General features: G+C 44.8%; 13 protein-coding genes and 1 riboswitch. Of the genes, 3 read left to right on the forward strand and 10 right to left on the reverse strand.

Annotation, left to right across the window (positions count from 1 at the left end; all coding sequences use genetic code 11):
• Window position 1: 1 nt before the first annotated feature.
• Both sdhA and IFO66_RS12310 read right to left on the reverse strand, forming a co-directional pair.
• Window positions 2-1,759: a succinate dehydrogenase flavoprotein subunit gene (sdhA, locus tag IFO66_RS12305; RefSeq protein ID WP_192025439.1), complete on the reverse strand. Its 1,758-nt coding sequence runs from the start codon at window positions 1,757-1,759 to the stop codon at window positions 2-4.
• Between the two features lie 17 nt (window positions 1,760-1,776).
• A complete protein-coding gene (locus IFO66_RS12310; RefSeq protein WP_192025440.1) occupies window positions 1,777-2,451 on the reverse strand; it encodes a succinate dehydrogenase cytochrome b558 subunit in 675 nt (224 codons plus the stop codon).
• A 344-nt stretch (window positions 2,452-2,795) separates the two neighbouring features.
• Here IFO66_RS12310 and IFO66_RS12315 point away from each other — a divergent pair, with 344 nt between their 5' ends.
• A complete protein-coding gene (locus IFO66_RS12315; protein ID WP_192025441.1) occupies window positions 2,796-3,713 on the forward strand; it encodes a LysR family transcriptional regulator in 918 nt (305 codons plus the stop codon).
• 165 nt (window positions 3,714-3,878) lie between these two features.
• Here IFO66_RS12315 and IFO66_RS12320 read toward each other — a convergent pair whose 3' ends face one another.
• Both IFO66_RS12320 and IFO66_RS12325 read right to left on the reverse strand, forming a co-directional pair.
• Window positions 3,879-4,544, reverse strand: coding sequence for a potassium channel family protein (locus tag IFO66_RS12320; RefSeq protein WP_192025442.1), 666 nt, complete (start codon window positions 4,542-4,544; stop codon window positions 3,879-3,881).
• Window positions 4,545-4,658: 114 nt separating this feature from the next.
• Window positions 4,659-6,017: a TrkH family potassium uptake protein gene (locus tag IFO66_RS12325; RefSeq protein WP_192025443.1), complete on the reverse strand. Its 1,359-nt coding sequence runs from the start codon at window positions 6,015-6,017 to the stop codon at window positions 4,659-4,661.
• A gap of 63 nt (window positions 6,018-6,080) precedes the next feature.
• Window positions 6,081-6,238: riboswitch (cyclic di-AMP (ydaO/yuaA leader) on the reverse strand.
• 262 nt (window positions 6,239-6,500) lie between these two features.
• Between IFO66_RS12325 and IFO66_RS12330 the strand changes: the two genes are divergently transcribed.
• Window positions 6,501-8,228 carry a CPBP family intramembrane glutamic endopeptidase gene (locus IFO66_RS12330; protein WP_192025444.1) on the forward strand — a complete coding sequence of 576 codons (1,728 nt, stop codon included), beginning with the start codon at window positions 6,501-6,503 and terminating at the stop codon, window positions 8,226-8,228.
• A 149-nt stretch (window positions 8,229-8,377) separates the two neighbouring features.
• On the opposite strand, the gene uvrC is transcribed toward IFO66_RS12330, so the two are convergent.
• Together uvrC and trxA are read right to left on the reverse strand one after the other, a co-directional pair.
• Window positions 8,378-10,363, reverse strand: coding sequence for an excinuclease ABC subunit UvrC (gene uvrC, locus IFO66_RS12335; protein WP_237684621.1), 1,986 nt, complete (start codon window positions 10,361-10,363; stop codon window positions 8,378-8,380).
• Window positions 10,364-10,761: 398 nt separating this feature from the next.
• Window positions 10,762-11,082 carry a thioredoxin gene (gene trxA, locus IFO66_RS12340; protein ID WP_028594075.1) on the reverse strand — a complete coding sequence of 107 codons (321 nt, stop codon included), beginning with the start codon at window positions 11,080-11,082 and terminating at the stop codon, window positions 10,762-10,764.
• A 243-nt stretch (window positions 11,083-11,325) separates the two neighbouring features.
• Here trxA and IFO66_RS12345 point away from each other — a divergent pair, with 243 nt between their 5' ends.
• Complete coding sequence (locus IFO66_RS12345; protein ID WP_192025446.1) at window positions 11,326-11,475, forward strand: YqzM family protein; 150 nt, start codon at window positions 11,326-11,328, stop codon at window positions 11,473-11,475.
• Between the two features lie 262 nt (window positions 11,476-11,737).
• On the opposite strand, the gene dnaI is transcribed toward IFO66_RS12345, so the two are convergent.
• The 4 genes from dnaI to IFO66_RS12365 all read right to left on the reverse strand — a co-directional run bounded on the left by dnaI (window position 11,738) and on the right by IFO66_RS12365 (window position 17,040).
• Window positions 11,738-12,727 (reverse strand): primosomal protein DnaI, encoded by a 990-nt coding sequence (gene dnaI / locus IFO66_RS12350; protein WP_192025447.1) that lies wholly within the window; start codon window positions 12,725-12,727, stop codon window positions 11,738-11,740.
• 87 nt (window positions 12,728-12,814) lie between these two features.
• Window positions 12,815-14,386, reverse strand: a complete 1,572-nt coding sequence (locus tag IFO66_RS12355) for a DnaD domain protein (RefSeq protein WP_192025448.1) — start codon at window positions 14,384-14,386, stop codon at window positions 12,815-12,817.
• 126 nt (window positions 14,387-14,512) lie between these two features.
• A complete protein-coding gene (locus tag IFO66_RS12360; protein WP_192025449.1) occupies window positions 14,513-15,055 on the reverse strand; it encodes a flavodoxin family protein in 543 nt (180 codons plus the stop codon).
• A 149-nt stretch (window positions 15,056-15,204) separates the two neighbouring features.
• On the reverse strand, window positions 15,205-17,040 hold the full coding sequence (locus IFO66_RS12365) for an ABC-F family ATP-binding cassette domain-containing protein (RefSeq protein WP_192025450.1): 1,836 nt from the start codon (window positions 17,038-17,040) through the stop codon (window positions 15,205-15,207).
• Window positions 17,041-17,374 lie beyond the last annotated feature (334 nt).

Here is a 17,374-nt window from a genome sequence, read left to right on the forward strand (position 1 = left end):
GTTATTCCCCTTTCTTCTTGTCCGTCGAATAGTCACGTTTACGTGGCTTCAACAAGGATGTGTCTACTTCTTCATAGCTAATTACAGGACCATCCGCTGTCCATGAAGCAATCGAAGATTTGAGGAAGCGGTCATCATCACGTTCCGGGAAGTCCGGCTTGTAGTGAGCGCCACGGCTCTCATCACGAAGCAACGCGCTTAACGTCATCGCTTCTCCAAGCTCAAGCATGTTCCACAACTGGCGAGTAAACGCCACGCCTGGGTTATTCCAGCGAGCCGTATCATGGATGTTGATGTTCGCATAACGGCTTTTCAACTCTTTAATCTTGTTAATCGTTTCTTGCAATTTATCGTTGTAACGAACAACCGTCATATTGTTCGTCATCCACTCGCCAAGCTCTTTATGAAGCACATATGCATTTTCGTTGCCGTCCATTTTGAGGAGACTTTCGTATTTGTCGGATTGCTTGTTCTTCTCGCGATCAAATACAGTCGAAGAAATATCTTCAGCAGACTTGGACAAGCCGCGTACATATTCTACTGCCTTAGGTCCTGCTACCATACCTCCGTAGATCGCGGACAGCAAGGAATTGGCACCAAGACGGTTAGCACCATGATATTGGTACTCACACTCACCAGCAGCGAACAAACCTGGAATGTTCGTCATTTGGTTATAATCTACCCACATACCACCCATCGAATAGTGAACGCCAGGGAAGATCTTCATCGGAATTTTACGAGGATCGTCACCCATGAACTTCTCGTAAATTTCGATAATACCACCGAGCTTAACATCCAGTTCCTTCGGATCTTTATGGGACAAGTCCAAATAGACCATGTTCTCGCCGTTGATGCCTAGCTTCATGTCAACGCACACATGGAAAATTTCACGAGTCGCGATATCACGCGGAACAAGATTTCCGTATGCTGGATACTTCTCTTCAAGGAAGTACCAAGGCTTACCGTCTTTATACGTCCAAATACGACCGCCTTCACCACGAGCAGACTCTGACATAAGACGAAGCTTATCGTCTCCTGGAATTGCCGTTGGGTGAATTTGAATGAACTCACCATTGGCGTACTTAACACCTTGTTGGTATACAGCTGCTGCTGCTGTCCCTGTATTAATAACAGAGTTCGTCGTCTTACCGAAGATAATACCAGGGCCACCTGTAGCAAGAATAACCGCGTCCGCCCTAAAAGTAAGCGTCTCCATTGTGTGCAGATCTTGTACCGAAATACCACGACATACGCCATCGTCATCAATAACAGCGGATAAAAACTCATGATGCTCGTACTTAGATACTAGCCCTGCAGCTTCCCAACGACGAGCTTGTTCATCCAATGCATACAACAACTGCTGTCCTGTTGTTGCACCTGCAAATGCCGTACGGTGGTGCTTCGTACCACCGAAGCGACGGAAATCTAGCAATCCTTCTGGCGTACGGTTAAACATAACGCCCATACGGTCCATTAAGTGAATAATGCCAGGTGCCGCGTCACACATTGCTTTAACTGGTGGTTGATTCGCTAAGAAGTCTCCACCATATATAGAATCATCGAAGTGCTCCCACGGGGAGTCCCCTTCACCTTTTGTATTTACAGCTCCATTAATGCCGCCTTGTGCGCATACAGAGTGAGAACGTTTAACAGGTACCAAAGAGAACAGATCAACATGCACGCCTGCCTCTGCTGCTTTAACGGTCGCCATCAAGCCAGCTAGACCGCCGCCTACGACGATAATATTCTGTTTAGCCATCGCGAGTTGCTCCTCCCTTAACCAATAACCGATTTAGCAGACGCGAGGATCGCGCTTGCCGCTTCGAACTCTTCTTTACGCATGCCAACGATCGCCAACACGAACATCACAGACATAATTACAAATAAGCCCATGCAAATTTTTGCGAATACTTTTTGCGAGCGAGGGCCTACAGTGATGCCCCAGCTTACGAAAAATGCCCACAAGCCGTTCGCGAAGTGATACGACGCTGCAACTGCACCGATAACATAGAACGCCAACATGAACGGATTCGCAAAAATGCTGTTCATATGGGTTCCAAGATCTTCAGAACGAAGATTGCCAAGTGCAATTTGGACACGTGTTTCGAAAACATGCCAAGTTACGAAGATAAATGTAATAACTCCGGTTATACGCTGCATTAAAAATGCAAAGTTACGGCCGTAATTGAAATTGCCTACGTTGTTACGAGCTGTATAAGCAATGTACAATCCGTACACCCCATGGTATAAGAGCGGCAGCCAGATTCCGAATATTTCTAAGACAAGCACTAACGGCAACCCGTTAATGAGTGCTACTTTGTCCTGAAAAGAATCAAGTCCGCCTTCGAATGCAGAGAAGTTAGAAACCATGTGCGTAATCATAAAGAAGCCCAATGGTATAACTCCTAGTAACGAGTGTAACTTTCGAGAGTAAAAATAACCTCGTTTCATTCTCTGTCGTTTCCCCTTTCCGTTGCGTGCATGTAGTTTTTGGTAGATTGGCATCCTCATTTTACTAGTCGCTGTCGAAAGCGTCAATAATTTGTCACAACCCTCTGTCTCCCCTATTACCCGTTTTTTCGACAAATAGACCACTTTTCTGCAAGCGCTTACCGCTTTTTTATACTTGTGAACAACTTGTGACACTTCCATCATACTCCTTAAACACTTATAATGGAATTGCAATGTTTTTATAATTTTAATAACCTATATGCATAAGGATATGACTGAAGAAGGAAACCTACTGTTTTTTCAAATATAGAGACAAGATCATTGATCACAGGAGGATACGGTTCATGTTAGATTTACTAGAGACATTTGCCACAGTCGTAGACCACACCAGCTTGAACCAAGCAGCTAAACGGCTCAATATTTCGCAGCCCGCGCTTTCCCGCCAGATCGGAAGATTGGAGCAAGAACTAGATGTACAGCTCTTCAATCGACAAGGCAAACGACTAGAGCTGACGAAGGTCGGCCAAATGACCTATGAATTCGCACTCGACATCCGCAGTAGACAGCTAAACTTCATGAAATCGATCGCTGCCTATAAATCAGAAGGACTATCTACGGTAACGATCGGGGCAAGTCTCACGACACTCCAAACAACACTGCCTCTATTTGTCGAAGTGTTTATGCAGCAATGTCCTGATGCCCAATTAAAGGCCATCACCGGCAAAACCCACGAAATCATTTCGTATGTAAGAGAGAAACAAGTAGACTTTGGTTTAGTGGCAGATGCTATTAAAGAGCAAGGACTCGTATCGATACCACTGCTGTCTGACCATCTGATGCTTGTCGTCCCGCGCACACACGAAATGGCTCTATTAGAGCAATGGAAAATGGCCCACCTACATGCACTCCCAATGGTTCTGTTCTCCCATGGAACTTGGTACCGTAAGTTAATTGATGACCTATTCCGTAAACATCGAGTTATGCCGGACATACGTATGGAAATTGACTCATTTGAAGCGATTATTCGATTGTTGTCCACGACTCAAGCTGTAGCTTTACTGCCTAAGTCTTATTTGCGGAGAGCATCACTAGAGGACAACAACTTAATTGCAGTAGATATGGAGGAACTCGAACATACAGAGCGTATTACGTCACTCGTCTACGCTGAGCAAGCACCGTTAGGTGAAGCACTCCGACTCTTTATATCAGAGGCTGCTCATCGCTCAGAATCATGGAATATGGACGATTTAGCTTCTTCCTAAAATATAAATGGATCTATTGCTGTTAGACAGCATCAAGTCTATCTACCTATTGAATACGTAAAATTTAACTTATATACAATTATACTCACTAAAAAAGAACTGCTTCATGTAAGAAGCAGTTCTCCTCTCATTTCATATGCTCACACATTTCTACCTTAAAGGTAATTAATGCATCATATCTTCTTCAAATTCCTCGATTTGCTGGTTTTTACCAATCATAACCATCACATCATTCGTAGCCAACACATCATCTGCTGTCGGAGCAATAATAACATCACCGTTCGGCTTGTTCAAAGCAACAATACTGCAACCGAAACGTCCTCGCGAATCAAGCGTCTTGAGACTTACACCGTCCAAGCATTGTGGCACACTCAATTCTGCTATCGTGTAATCTTTAGACAGCTCTATATAATCAACCAAGTTGGGTGAAACCAGATGATGTGCCATACGAATCCCCATATCACGCTCTGGATAAACAATACGATCCACACCTAGTCGCCCAAGCACCCTGCCATGAAGCTCAGACAGTGCCTTGCAGACAACCTTTTTCACTCCCAGCTCCTTGACTTGAATACTTACTAAAATACTCGTCTGAATGTTATCCCCAATACCGATAATGACGCAGTCGAAGTTGCGAATCCCTAGTGAACGCAGCACTTCTTCATCGGTTGCATCAGCAACAACCGCATGGGTAATATCATCAGCAACTTCTTCAATTGCCTCTTCACTTTTATCAATGCCGAGCACTTGATGACCCAGCTCCATTAATTCACGAGCTAAGCTAGAGCCGAAGCGTCCCATTCCGATAACAGCAAATTGTTGAACTTCCATAGTGTATAATTTCCCCTCATCCATTAAAGCTTCTTTAAGTCTTTTCTAAGTTATAAATTCTAAGCTATAAACATCTATATTGGTCGTATTAAATACGATTACCCACTTTTTCATTTAGCCTATCGTTATTTTGCCTTCTGGATGTCGGTATAATTCACGTTCCGACTTCGGCCCTAATGCATACGCCAACGTAAGCGGCCCTAATCGCCCGGCAAACATCGTCAGACTGATGAGCACCTTACCGAACGTGGACAACTCTGGTGTTACCCCCATAGACAAGCCTACCGTACCAAAGGCTGATGTCGCTTCAAATAAGATCGGAAGAAACTGCTGATCTTCTGTCGTCGACAAAATCATCGATACGGTCAATACAAGCCCCAATGCAAGCAAGGTCAGCGTAACTGCTTTGAAAATACGATCTTTAGCAAGGCGGTATTTGAACATGACGATATCTTCTTTGCCCCGAATCATAGCCAGTACAGCACCGATTAGAATCGAGAAAGTCGTCGTTTTAATACCACCCCCAGTGGAACCTGGAGATGCACCAATAAACATTAAGATGACGATAAAGAACTGAGACGCCTGTCGCATATCAGGGATATTTAAGCTGTTAGCCCCTGCTGTACGAGGTGTAACTGACTGAAAAAAGGAAGCCCAAATTTTATCCATCAAAGGCATATTGGCTATTGTCTTCGTATTAGTGAATTCAAAAATGAAAATGACGATAGCACCAATCACAATTAGAAAACCTGTCGTCGACAACACGACTTTACTGTGCAAAGACAGTCTACGAGTACGTCGATAATCATACAATTCAGATAGTACGATAAATCCGATACCCCCGGATATGATTAAAAACATCGCCACCAAGTTAACGATCGGATCACCCACATAGCTGGTCAAGCTCGAGAACGGTCCAGTAATCGGTCCGAACAAATCAAAGCCCGCATTGTTAAACAGGGAAATCGCATGGAAAATACCATAATAAATAGCTTGTCCAATTGGCATGTCATAAGAAAACCGAACAAAGAACAATAATGCGGCTACACCCTCTATGACGAGCGCATATCCAATGACTTTGCGTATTAATCGGACAATCCCTTCCATGGAGCCCTGATTCATCGCTTCTTGAAGAATAAGGCGCTCACGCAGCGATATTTTTTTCCGAAACGCAATTGCGAACATCGTAGCCATCGTCATAAAACCAAGACCGCCTATTTGAATGAGCGTCAATAGTACGATCTGGCCAAACATTGTAAAATGAGTACCTGTATCCACTACGACAAGACCGGTTACACACGCGGCTGAAGTCGCTGTGAATAGCGCGTCAATAAAGCTCAATGTTTTGCCATCTGCATTCGATATAGGAAGCATAAGCAAGAACGCGCCCAGTAAAATAATAAAAGCAAACCCGCATACAAGCACTCTCGGAGGCGTTAGCCGCCAACGTCGTTTTTTGTTGGGATCTCTCATGAGAATCACCTCTTTAATGTAAAAAACATCACAAAAAAAGCACGGGATACCCCAATGCTTGCGGAATCCTGACGTCATTCGCCTACGAGGTTAGCTGACGGATTCGGGCACGTCCAGGCTGCCCTATTCACGCTACGACCATAGCAATCGTTTCGCAAAATTCACCCCTACTAATCGGGTCCCCCGCTTTCATCAATGATGAAACTCGGCTCTATATCGCTCATAACGAGATTATATATCTTTCATGTCACACACACAAAGTCACCAATTGTGCAAAAACCTAGTAAATCAGCGGAAAACGCCATCATTAAGCGCTTACAAAACCTTGTTTTCTCTCCGTGGTTCATCCGCGCGCGCGTTTGCTTGACGTAGCTATTTCTAATCGGCTAATCTGGTTGGAAACAAGGAAGACGATACAGGCAAGTCGTGCTGCGTACTATGTAATAGTAACCATAATCATTTCGTTAATAAGGAGGATTGAAATTGTCCATTTCACCAGCTGACTATTCTCACCACTCCAAGACGCGTAAACGATCAGCAGTATGGATTGCTCTATCCGTACTCGGTTTTATAAGCTTTGTATTATTCCAAATTATTTTGCCGAGTGTAAAAAGTGATGAAGCGGCAGAAAAAAGTATTTCAGAGCAGCAAGCCATACAACGAGCAGAGAATTTTTTGCTTCAGCCCGAAATAGCGGCCTTTATCCAGCCCCCTACAAAATTGTCGACGACAAAACGAATCGAGGCCTATTACCACACCAATGATGAGCTATCAGGTTATATTAGCCACTCAGGCACAGAAAACACCTATCGTTCTTGGGAGAAGAAGGCCCCTTATGACGTGTATCGTGTTCTTGTTCTTGAGCAGGAAAATCAAGATCCGTTACTATCCTCTTTCCCTTATGAACGGTTAACGAAAATAGATATACATATGAAAACAGGGCAAGTCGTAGGCTTTCAAACGGAATCCAATGGCAACCCACCAGCTCGGGACAATCGAACCGAACCAAATGATCCATGGAAACAGTCCGATCAAGTATTGCGTCTATTCGGCTGGTCAACAGAGCATGTGAAGCGAGTGCCACTAGCATCGGAAGATGGAGGCTCTGTTTATTATGAAGTGCCTCGTGCTGCTGTAGGTGAGGCCAGACTGGAGCTTCACTTGGAATGGAATGATCACTCCTTGCTACAGATGCTACCTAGCTGGGAAATTCCATCGTCCTACAGCACCTTAATCGCACAACAGCAAGCTAGCGCAGAACGCATACACAACGTTGTATACGTGGGAATGTCATTGCTGCTTTCCATAGCTTCTATCATTATTACGATCCTTTACCGTAAGCCAATTGCGTTCCGCTCGCGAACATTAATTTTACTAACCGTTATGTCTTGTTCCATTTCGCTTGTTCACGTCTGGAACATGACAGAAGGCTACTTTATGGTATCTGAACATCAACTATTACCAGAAAAGAACTTGCAAACAGCTATTATTATCCAAGCTGTTATTACACTTATACAAGCCGGATTGGCCCTTTATTTCTCTCTTGTAGCAGGGCGCTGGATGTGGCGGCAAACAAAGTATAACAACATTATGCCTAGTTGGAGCGATGAGAACTTTGGCGAGCATCTTGTCCAAGCCTTTTGGAGGGGAATTGGTTGGACCGGGATACTGCTAGGAGCACAAACCCTTATTTTTAGCATCATGGAAAAAGGGCTAGATACGTGGGTGTCTACAGAAGCGCTTAACTCACCGATTAATCTTCATGCACCTATATTGTTTCCGCTACTAGCATGGGTTGCTGCCATATCGGAGGAAGGATTTTTCCGTTTATTCGCAATCGGTCTATTCCATCGTTTTATTCGAAACGTCTGGATTGCAAGCCTTATACCAACGTTTGTGTGGGCAGCTGGACATGTCATGTACCCAATCTATCCGTTCTATTCCAGACCCGTAGAGTTAATGATTATCGGGATGTTGTTTGTATGGATGATGCTGAAGCATGGCTTCTGGACTGCCGTAGTGGCACATTTAATGTTTGATACGGTACTAATGGCCATCGGATTCTTATTCGGCACCGATTGGACAGATGTCCTGATTGGCGCCGCCTATATCCTACTCCCGCTCGTTGTTGTCTATGGGCTTCGTTACTTGCACAGCAATCGGAAGCAAACAGCACAAATAGCTTATCCGCAACCCCCTCCATCATCGTAAGCAACAACAAACAAGCTCCCTACAGCAGACAGAATGTCGAACTGGAGGGAGCCTATTTTTGTGGACGGAATACTAGATTGAACAACAGCATCATCAGTACTCTCAGAACAATCGGAATGATATCGAATTAAGAGATAAACTCGATAATTTTACTCTTCAAATTGCTCAGACTCTGAAACATGCTCTGTCACCTGTTCAACCTCTGCTTGCTCCTCACGTAACGATGACAAAATCGTACGAGCTAATTTATCGCCTATTCCAACTTGACGGAACTCTTCTACGGAAGCTTCGCGAATTTTCTTCAATGATCCGAAATGCTTCAGCAGCATTTTACGGCGCTTCTCCCCTATACCAGGAATCGAATCCAAAGTGGATGTCACCATCGACTTTGCTCGGCTTTCACGGTGGAATGTAATCGCAAAGCGGTGAACTTCTTCTTGGATACGATGCAGCAAGTAAAACTCCTGACTATCTCGCGCAAGCGATACGGGAACTGGAGGGAAGCCTGTCAGCAGCTGCGCTGTCTTATGCTTCTCGTCTTTGACCAAACCGCATACAGGTACGTCCAGTCCAAGCTCATTTTCCAATACGTCCAAAGCAACTGACATTTGTCCTTTACCGCCATCCACGATAATAAGATCGGGCAGTTCCAAGCCATCCTTCAAAACACGCTCATAGCGACGGCGGATAACCTCACGCATCGTTTCGTAATCATCAGGTCCTTCCACCGTGCGCACCTTGAATTTGCGATACTCTTTCTTAGCTGGCTTGCCATCGATAAAGCACACCATGGCAGATACAGGACTCGCACCTTGAATATTGGAGTTATCGAATGCCTCAATACGCTGCGCATTACCGATACCCAACGCTTCACCTAGGCGCTCCGCTGCACGGGACGTGCGCTCTTCATCACGCTCCAGCAGTTTAAATTTCTCTTCCAGCGTGACACGAGCATTATCGATAGCCATCCGTACCATCTGCTTCTTCAAACCGCGCTGCGGTAGACGCACTTTTATGTTTAACCATTGTTGAAGCGCTTCTGCACTCGACATCTGCTCATCACTATCACCAGCAGTTGAAGCATCAACACTCGCTGTATCATTCACAACAGCATCCGCATCGAGTCCTTCATCTTCTTCATCCGCAGCCAATAGCTGCTCCTCAGACCAGAATAAAGGCCGTGCGAGAGCTTTCGCATGAGGATCTACAATTCGAGGAGTAGGTGATTGCTCTGTTTCCTCCTCCACAGACCACTCACTGCTGTTTGCTTGCGGCAGTAAAATTTCCTTCGGTAGCGCTGGATTATCGCTGTAGTACTGCGTAATGAACGACATAAAGTCACCATAGGCATCCCCATAAAACGGAAACGTAGTGGTGTGTCGCTCTACCATTTTACCTTGGCGAATATAAAGAATTTGCACACACATCCAGCCTTTGTCGATAGCAAATCCGAATACGTCTCGATCTTTTAAATCCGCTGTATTGATCGTCTGCTTCTCATTAATCGCCTCAATCGCTTGCAGTTGATCACGATACTCCTTGGCACGTTCGAAGTTCAGCTCTTCTGCAGCCTCACTCATCTTACGCTGCAATTCTTTCCGCACTTCTTCTTGCCCGCCGCTTAAAAATTGATTAATCTTCAATGTCACCGCTTCATACTCTTCCGGCGATACCTCACGGGCGCAAGGCCCTATGCATTGACCAATGTGGTAGTACAAGCACGCTCTACCCTCTGTGCCGCTGCACTTTCGCAAGGGATACAAACGATCAAGCAGCTTTTTCGTTTGGTGTGCCGCATAGGCATTCGGATAAGGGCCAAAATATTTCGCCTTGTCCTTCAGCACACGCCTTGTCACTTCCAGCCTTGGATGGCGTTCATTCGTAATTTTAATATATGGGAAGCTCTTGTCATCCTTCAGCAATACATTGTAACGCGGATGATGCTTCTTAATTAAATTACACTCCAAAATAAGAGCTTCCATATTGCTTCCCGTGACGATATATTCAAAATCCCGTATTTCCGATACGAGACGCTGAGTCTTGCCATCATGACTTCCCGAAAAGTAGGAACGAACTCGATTTTTCAATACTTTGGCTTTTCCGACATATATGATCGTTCCATCATTGTTTTTCATCAAATAACAACCCGGCAAATCCGGCAGCAAAGCTAACTTGTTATGAATCCGCCCCAATGCTTGCTCCCGCTCCGCTATATCCTCAGCTGTTAAAGCCTGTTCTTCTGAAGGGGCATAGCGATCGTTCCAACGTTCCTTCCAGCGCTCTGATCGCCAGTTAGCTGCGGACTTGTCTTCTTTAGCAGCTTGGTCATTCGAATGTTGCTGACTCAATCCGTTGCCTCCTCTCCATTTCGTAAAACAGCATTCCAGCACACAGTTCTCTTCTCTATTTTAAACGATAGGCCAACACAAACAAAATCCCTTATACTCGAAATATTTGGGTAAGAAAATATAAAAAATAACCCCTCAATCCGCAACGATTGCGAAATTAAGGGGCTATTCCTGCAAATTAGCTCTTATTTGTGCTTGTCGATAAGGCCTTTAAGTGCATCTTTGGAGTTAAGACCAACTACTTTATCAACAGGTTGACCGTCTTTGAAGACGATAATAGTCGGGATGCTCATTACGCCAAAACGGGATGCAGATTCAGGGTTCTCATCCACGTTAATTTTAGCAACAACTGCGCTGTCACTTACTTCTGCATCAAGCTCTTCAAGAATAGGAGCAAGCATTTTGCAAGGACCACACCAAGGAGCCCAGAAATCAAGTAGTACTACACCTTGCTTATTTTCTACGTCTGCTGAAAAAGACTGATCAGATACGTTTACGATAGCCATAAGTAACTTCCTCCTTTATAGTAAATAACAGATTATCACCTTATACATGTAAAGTATACCACAACTCGAAAAGTTATGCGCAATATAGATGTTGATTTGTTCATAAATTGTCACAAAGTTGACAAGGTTAAACTTTACAGCTCCTAGTGTGTTCGCTATACTAAAAAATAATTGGATTAAAATACCTGTTCAGATCATGACCTATGTCACAGCAGCTGAACTATACAGATAGGAGGAACGTCGATGAAAGCGAGTACAGTAGATCCTCGTGCGCATGTGAATGAAGAACCACGTAATGACTTCTCAGATACATTTATGGGCTTCGGTGTTATGTTTGGCATTATGACAGTTGTCTTTTTTGGTATGGTCATTGTTAAGCTCATCATATCTTAACCTTCATTCGACGTTATCCTGATCTACCTTGAACATTCATTTACCTCAGAACTTACCTAAGTACGCAAGAAGTCCGGCTATCTACTCGATCAGCACGGACTTCTTTGTTGTCTATATCCTATTATGCTCCATCATGTCCAGCTCATGTGTACTGGTACAAACTTCACTTGGCTTCCATTATACACATATACCCGCGAACGGTAGATACAAATCACTGTCTTGATTAGCACCCCACGCCTAGGCAGTCCCGTAACGTTCCTCTTCAGATATAATGGTTAGGATTTGAGTTATCTGAGTTGCTTCCGCTGCCACCACGCTTGTTCCGACCACTAACTTGTACAACATCAACATACGGTCTAATGCGATCCATTAACCGCTCTGCCTTATGAACATCTTCACCTTCACGCGTATAGCTGAAATGTCTCAGCAAAGCATCAAAATCATAATTCGAGGTAAAGAACGTCGGCTTATTGTTCATTCGATAGTTCAATATCGAGCCGAGCACATGGTCACGTACCCATGGCGTCATATTTTCCGCACCAATATCGTCAAAGACGAGTAAATCCGTCTCTTTCATCATTTCGATCGTTTCACGAAGTCTTTGTGGTTCTTGGAACATGGACTTCAAATCTTCCACGAAGTCTGGCATATAGACGATAACGCCTGAATGATTCTCCTGCGCCAACTTATGCAGCATATATCCCATCAAGAACGTTTTTCCCGTACCGAAAGAACCTGACAAATACAAGCCTCGTGATGTTAGTCCATGCTCTTTCGCTTGCATGACGTAGTCCATCACCTGTTGAACAGCAGGTCCACGCTCATAATCGATCGTTATCATCTCTGCAGCTGAATACCCCTGCTTCAATGCTGTTTCATCGACAAAGAAGGAACGGACACGCTTGCGTACAGCCTGTTGGATATCGTGGGCTGCTTGTCTTTGGCATGGTACTTTGCGGTCATCAATAATAACCCGCCCATTCAATGTAGTAGCAGACAGCTTCGTGAAATGCCCTGGCATATCATTGCGACATTCCCCTAAACTCGGACAATTACTACAGCCGTCATGCTCCTTTACATATTGATACAGCTTATTAATGTTCATTCTCATCGTACGCTGGTCAATATCAGGATGCTGCTTCCACCATTCCTGAACTACCGGGTGCTGCAGCAGCTCTTCAATCTTCGCTTCTGCTTGCTGACGTCGATGCGAAAGCGGTAGTTTCTTCAACACACTACCTAGTGATTCCATATTGTTCACCTCTACGTTCTCAACAGCAAAGTTGCACGCTGCTCGCGAAGCCTAGCAGCATAGCACCTTATGCTAATGTAGCATCAACTATTTTCCTTCATCCAATCGACGAGCCAACTCCAGCGCTCGCTCTCGATCCGATTGGGACCAAGCAACGGATTCCGTGGAAGGCTGTACGATAGGAATTGCTGGACGCTGCTGCTTCGCATAGCGTGAGTTGCTGCCTCTTCCACCTGCCGCACGCGGCTTCGATCCAGCTTGTCCTGTACGATTAGCCGAGTCCGTCGTTACGGATGCTTGCGTTCGAATATATTGAACCGCTTGTTCATACGTCTGAACTTGTTTGACAAGCATATTGGACGCAATACGCTCAACGAAAGCACCACTAATGCGCTGTGTTCCTTCTTGTGCAGTCAGCATCATAATATAATGAATAAGGACATTAATCACTTCGTCTGGCAACTTGTAGTTCAAGTCAATCTTCGTAAACATATCTAGGAATGAATCTGGCACAGCCCCAGGGAAATACTTCTCCAACAACTTCGTATAAGGAGCATTGCGCAACATCATATTGTATTGATGAACATCGCACTTATCCTTACATTGTGGTGCTACTTCTACATAGAACTCCATCTCAACAGCGACTTCCTCTTGGATTTGAGCAGCTGCTCGATCTGGAGAATGCATCTCATGAGAAGCTGAACGTTGAGCCTTCTGATCCTTCTGCACTTGTTCTATCTTCTGCTGCTCGCGCTCACGCCATTCTCCACGCCGCTTCGTCTGACGGAATTGCAAATGGGCGCGGTGCTGAAGCTCATCAAGGACTAGACGTCCTTCCGTATTAAACACACCGTCTTCATCAAGTAAACGACAAATCTCTACAGGAGTAAGCTCGAACTTGCGGGCGATATAATCTAGAATACCCATCCCTTCACGATCCAAGCGCAGCTTCTCCACATAAGGACGATTATACGAATATTTCGGAAAGCGTGTAATAATATCTGCGTAATTCAGTACGGGTTCTTCTTGTGCAGAATCTTGTGCAGCTGCACCTCTTCGGCTCGGCGTTACTTCATGCAAAGCCTGTTCCAATTCATAATCAATTACATGCGTATTCAAGCGGAACATCTCATAGAAAGGCACTGATATATTTTCACGGTGCGCATCTGCTTGAAGCTGTGCAAATGGCTCGTCCGTAATAAATTGTTCTCGTAAAGACAACACCGTATACTTCCCAACCTTGTCACGAAGCAGCAGCGTTAAATGCTGAGTGCTGAAAAATTCATCAGGTGACAACGGGGACTGCAGCGCATATTCGAACATGTAATCTTCAGAGTCCTGAAACATAAGTCGTGATGTTTGCAGCAACCCAACTGCCTCCAGCTTTGTTGTCTGTTCAATAAAATAAGCTCTTCCCTTTTCACTAGGCTCAATTCCTAGCAGCAAGAACAGCTTGCGTTGCGAATCCATCGCAGAGAATCCGACCTTATCCGCGGCGATATGCTGATACAAGAAGTGATACAAACCAATAGCAAATGCCCCTATTATCGGCTGATACACTTGTGAGAGCATACGTTGATCGAGCTGACTAAGACTGAATTCCCGATAAGCAACATAACGATGATGCTCTGTAAAGTGATGTAGATTGTTCATTCGCATTGGCAGTACACCTCTCCTCCGTAATCATTTCTCTAGTGCAACTATTGTAACATAAAAAAAGCCCATTCGTCTGACAAAATGGTGGTAACAGACGAATGGACACTATTGTTGTCTACTGCTGTCTAATTAGCTTTGCAGTTGACGAAATTGTAAATTTAACTGCTGAACTTCCGCAATGGTTTGCTTATCTTCCAATACATCACCAGGCTTAGAGCCGCGCCCGATAATCCATCCTTCAAACGACATTCCCATAAACTCGCAAATATGACGGAACTGCTGTACGAACGGTAATCCTGTCATTTTCGCACTTGGTCCACCTACGACAACAAGGTACACTTTTTTGCCCTTCATCCGCTCCTTGAATTGAAGCTGATCATCGCGTAAACATTGCGACCAACGATCAATGAACACTTTCATCAATCCAGACATCCCGTACCAATACAGCGGTGTAGCGAATACAAGCGTATCATGTTCCAGCATCTGCTCTACAATGGTACGCAGCTCGCCCTCTACAGGTGCAAACCCTTCAGACGCGTGGCGTTTATCATCAATTTGCTCAATTTCATATTCGCGCAATCGGATAGTAGTCGCAACCACTCCTTCTGTAAGAAGCTCCGTCAATTGCTCCGTATTCCCTTGTTCACGAGCACTGCCTTGAATAATAAACATCGTATTTCCCTCCAAGTTCTCCTGTTATTAGGAATCATTTATCGTCATCATAGCAAGAACCGGGGACAGCAACAAGCAGCGATACATACGACTAGCCGAACTATCATTTCTCCTATCGTTCCTACAACCTGCTTGTTATCGTTCATTTCTTACAAGTTCATCTTTCTCCGCTGCACCAGAAGCTGACTGTACTGCTGCTCCAGTTCGGCTTTGGCCGCATCCGATTGAGGAAGTGATAAGGCTGACAACACCCGATTCCATTCCAACTCAAACCTCATGCGCTCCTCATAAGTCGTTACATTTTGCTCTTTACTATTTACAACTCCACTGGATTGCGCGTTTGGTTCCGTGGCAGACCAAGTAACATCGCTCTCGCTCCTGTTCACTTCGTCCATTGCTTTAAAATAAGGTGCTGTGTAATCAACACGAAGCTCATGTGTAGCTACCGCCGATACGAATGCACGGTCATGAGAAACGAACAGTACGGTGCCAGGGTAATCTTTCAACACCCGCTCCAGTTGTTCACGAGCTTGAATGTCCAGATAGTTTGTCGGCTCATCAAGAATGAGTACGTTGCAGCCACTTAGGAGAAGCTTAATAAGCTGCACTTTCACTCTTTCCCCACCGCTTAATGTCCCTACAGGCTGCAAGGCCAAACGCCCAGACAGATGCAGCCTTGCGAGCGCAATTCGGACAATCGATTCTGAATAAGAAGTCGTTGCTCGCACCTGTTCCACAGCGTGCTTACTTTTATCCAATTGATCTACACGTTGATCAAAATACCCTACCTGCATACGGGGAGATAGTCGCCATTGCCCCGCCGCATAAACTCCCTGATCATTGGGTTCAACTGCTCGCTTCCATTCTCCATCGTGACAAGCTTGTTCATAAGCACGCAGCAGCGTATGCAGTAACGTTGATTTACCTGATCCGTTGTTTCCTGTAATCGCTACTTTCATGCCCGGTCGGATGCGAAAAGATAGTTGCGACAACAATACTCTACCAATACAGGTCGCAGTATCCATACCATGCTTTTGAGAACCTGCAGGATCGAAATCTAAGTCTGATGATACCGAATCTGAAGAGAGAACAGAAGGCAGCCTTAGCTGTAAATTCTCCCCTTCCAGCAGTGTCTTGCTTCGTATAGGATTATGGTAGTTCACATCGAATACAAGCTTCTCTTCTTCATATGGCCTTGGTAAAGATACCAATTTGTTAAGGCGCTGCTCCATCGCTTTGACCGTCTTTTCCTGCTTCGCTTGCTTGCGATTAAAGTGAGGTCGAGCAAGACGCATTTCTTTACTCGTCAAACCCTTTTTAGGTCTACTTGCTTTACTGGCACTGCTCTTCTTCTCGCCAATCATCTCTTGAAGCCGGTCTCGCTCTGCTTCTCGATTATGATAAGCCCGCCACATTTCCTTGTTCATTCGCTCTTTCTCTTCTCGGTATTGCTTATACGCACCCGGTCGCTCGCCACTGTATATATGAAGCTTCTGATCTTCCAGCTCCCAAATTCTCGTACACACTTCATTCAAAAACGTCCTATCGTGTGAAATAACGATAATGAGTCCATCATACGCACGTATTTGCTGCTCTAACTCACGAATCGATTGAACATCCAGATGACTCGTTGGCTCATCCAGCATCAATATATCCGCTTCTGTCGCCAAGGCCGCTGCAATACGTCTCTTCGTCCACTCGCCGCCACTTAACGTTTGAATTTCTGCTGATGGCTGCTCCATTTGACTGCGTTCATCCCATTGACTAACGACCTCAATCGTACCGCGACATCGTACATGACCCGCGTCAGCTTCTAGCTGCCCTGCCAACACTCGCATTAGCGAGGTTTTACCTGCTCCATTTTCGCCAATTAAACCAATGCATTCCCCTCGATACATACGCACTGCATCTGGGATATGCGCAATAAGTCGGTCTCCGTAATAGACCTGAAGTGCATCTATTTCAAGTAACATAGTTGTTGTCATAAAAAAACCTCCCTAGGATGTCCTAGAGAGGATAGCTATGCGATAGTTACATCACCTGCAAGACGAATAGGCAGGATGTACGACACTTCTGCAATACGTAATCATGCACTTCACACTCCCGCACGTAACATATAAAAAGCGTGCAGAGTGAATGTAATACAATTACGCAATCGCATGGCATAACTGTACATACATGTACAGCGCCAAAGTATCATCATCAAGAGTCGTACGAGTCGATGTAAATAGACAGACTAATCCCCTCAGAACTATCATTAAAGAATCGATATGTGATTCCAAAAATGCAGTTATTAACTGATCGGAAATTAGTTATTAT

It is taken from the genome of Paenibacillus arenosi (assembly GCF_014841135.1).
GTDB classification, from domain to species: Bacteria; Bacillota; Bacilli; order Paenibacillales; family Paenibacillaceae; genus Paenibacillus_B; species Paenibacillus_B arenosi.

Excerpts from the sequence above, each read along its gene's own strand:
- trxA (WP_028594075.1), bottom strand. The coding sequence starts at position 11,082 with ATGGCTATCGTAAACGTATCTGATCAGTCTTTTTCAGCAGACGTAGAA.
- IFO66_RS12320 (WP_192025442.1), bottom strand. The coding sequence starts at position 4,544 with ATGGAAGTTCAACAATTTGCTGTTATCGGAATGGGACGCTTCGGCTCT.
- IFO66_RS12315 (WP_192025441.1), top strand. The coding sequence starts at position 2,796 with ATGTTAGATTTACTAGAGACATTTGCCACAGTCGTAGACCACACCAGC.
- IFO66_RS12310 (WP_192025440.1), bottom strand. The coding sequence starts at position 2,451 with ATGAAACGAGGTTATTTTTACTCTCGAAAGTTACACTCGTTACTAGGA.
- IFO66_RS12355 (WP_192025448.1), bottom strand. The coding sequence starts at position 14,386 with ATGCGAATGAACAATCTACATCACTTTACAGAGCATCATCGTTATGTT.
- IFO66_RS12325 (WP_192025443.1), bottom strand. The coding sequence starts at position 6,017 with ATGAGAGATCCCAACAAAAAACGACGTTGGCGGCTAACGCCTCCGAGA.
- IFO66_RS12345 (WP_192025446.1), top strand. The coding sequence starts at position 11,326 with ATGAAAGCGAGTACAGTAGATCCTCGTGCGCATGTGAATGAAGAACCA.
- uvrC (WP_237684621.1), bottom strand. The coding sequence starts at position 10,363 with ATGAAAAACAATGATGGAACGATCATATATGTCGGAAAAGCCAAAGTA.
- IFO66_RS12365 (WP_192025450.1), bottom strand. The coding sequence starts at position 17,040 with ATGACAACAACTATGTTACTTGAAATAGATGCACTTCAGGTCTATTAC.
- dnaI (WP_192025447.1), bottom strand. The coding sequence starts at position 12,727 with ATGGAATCACTAGGTAGTGTGTTGAAGAAACTACCGCTTTCGCATCGA.
- sdhA (WP_192025439.1), bottom strand. The coding sequence starts at position 1,759 with ATGGCTAAACAGAATATTATCGTCGTAGGCGGCGGTCTAGCTGGCTTG.
- IFO66_RS12360 (WP_192025449.1), bottom strand. The coding sequence starts at position 15,055 with ATGTTTATTATTCAAGGCAGTGCTCGTGAACAAGGGAATACGGAGCAA.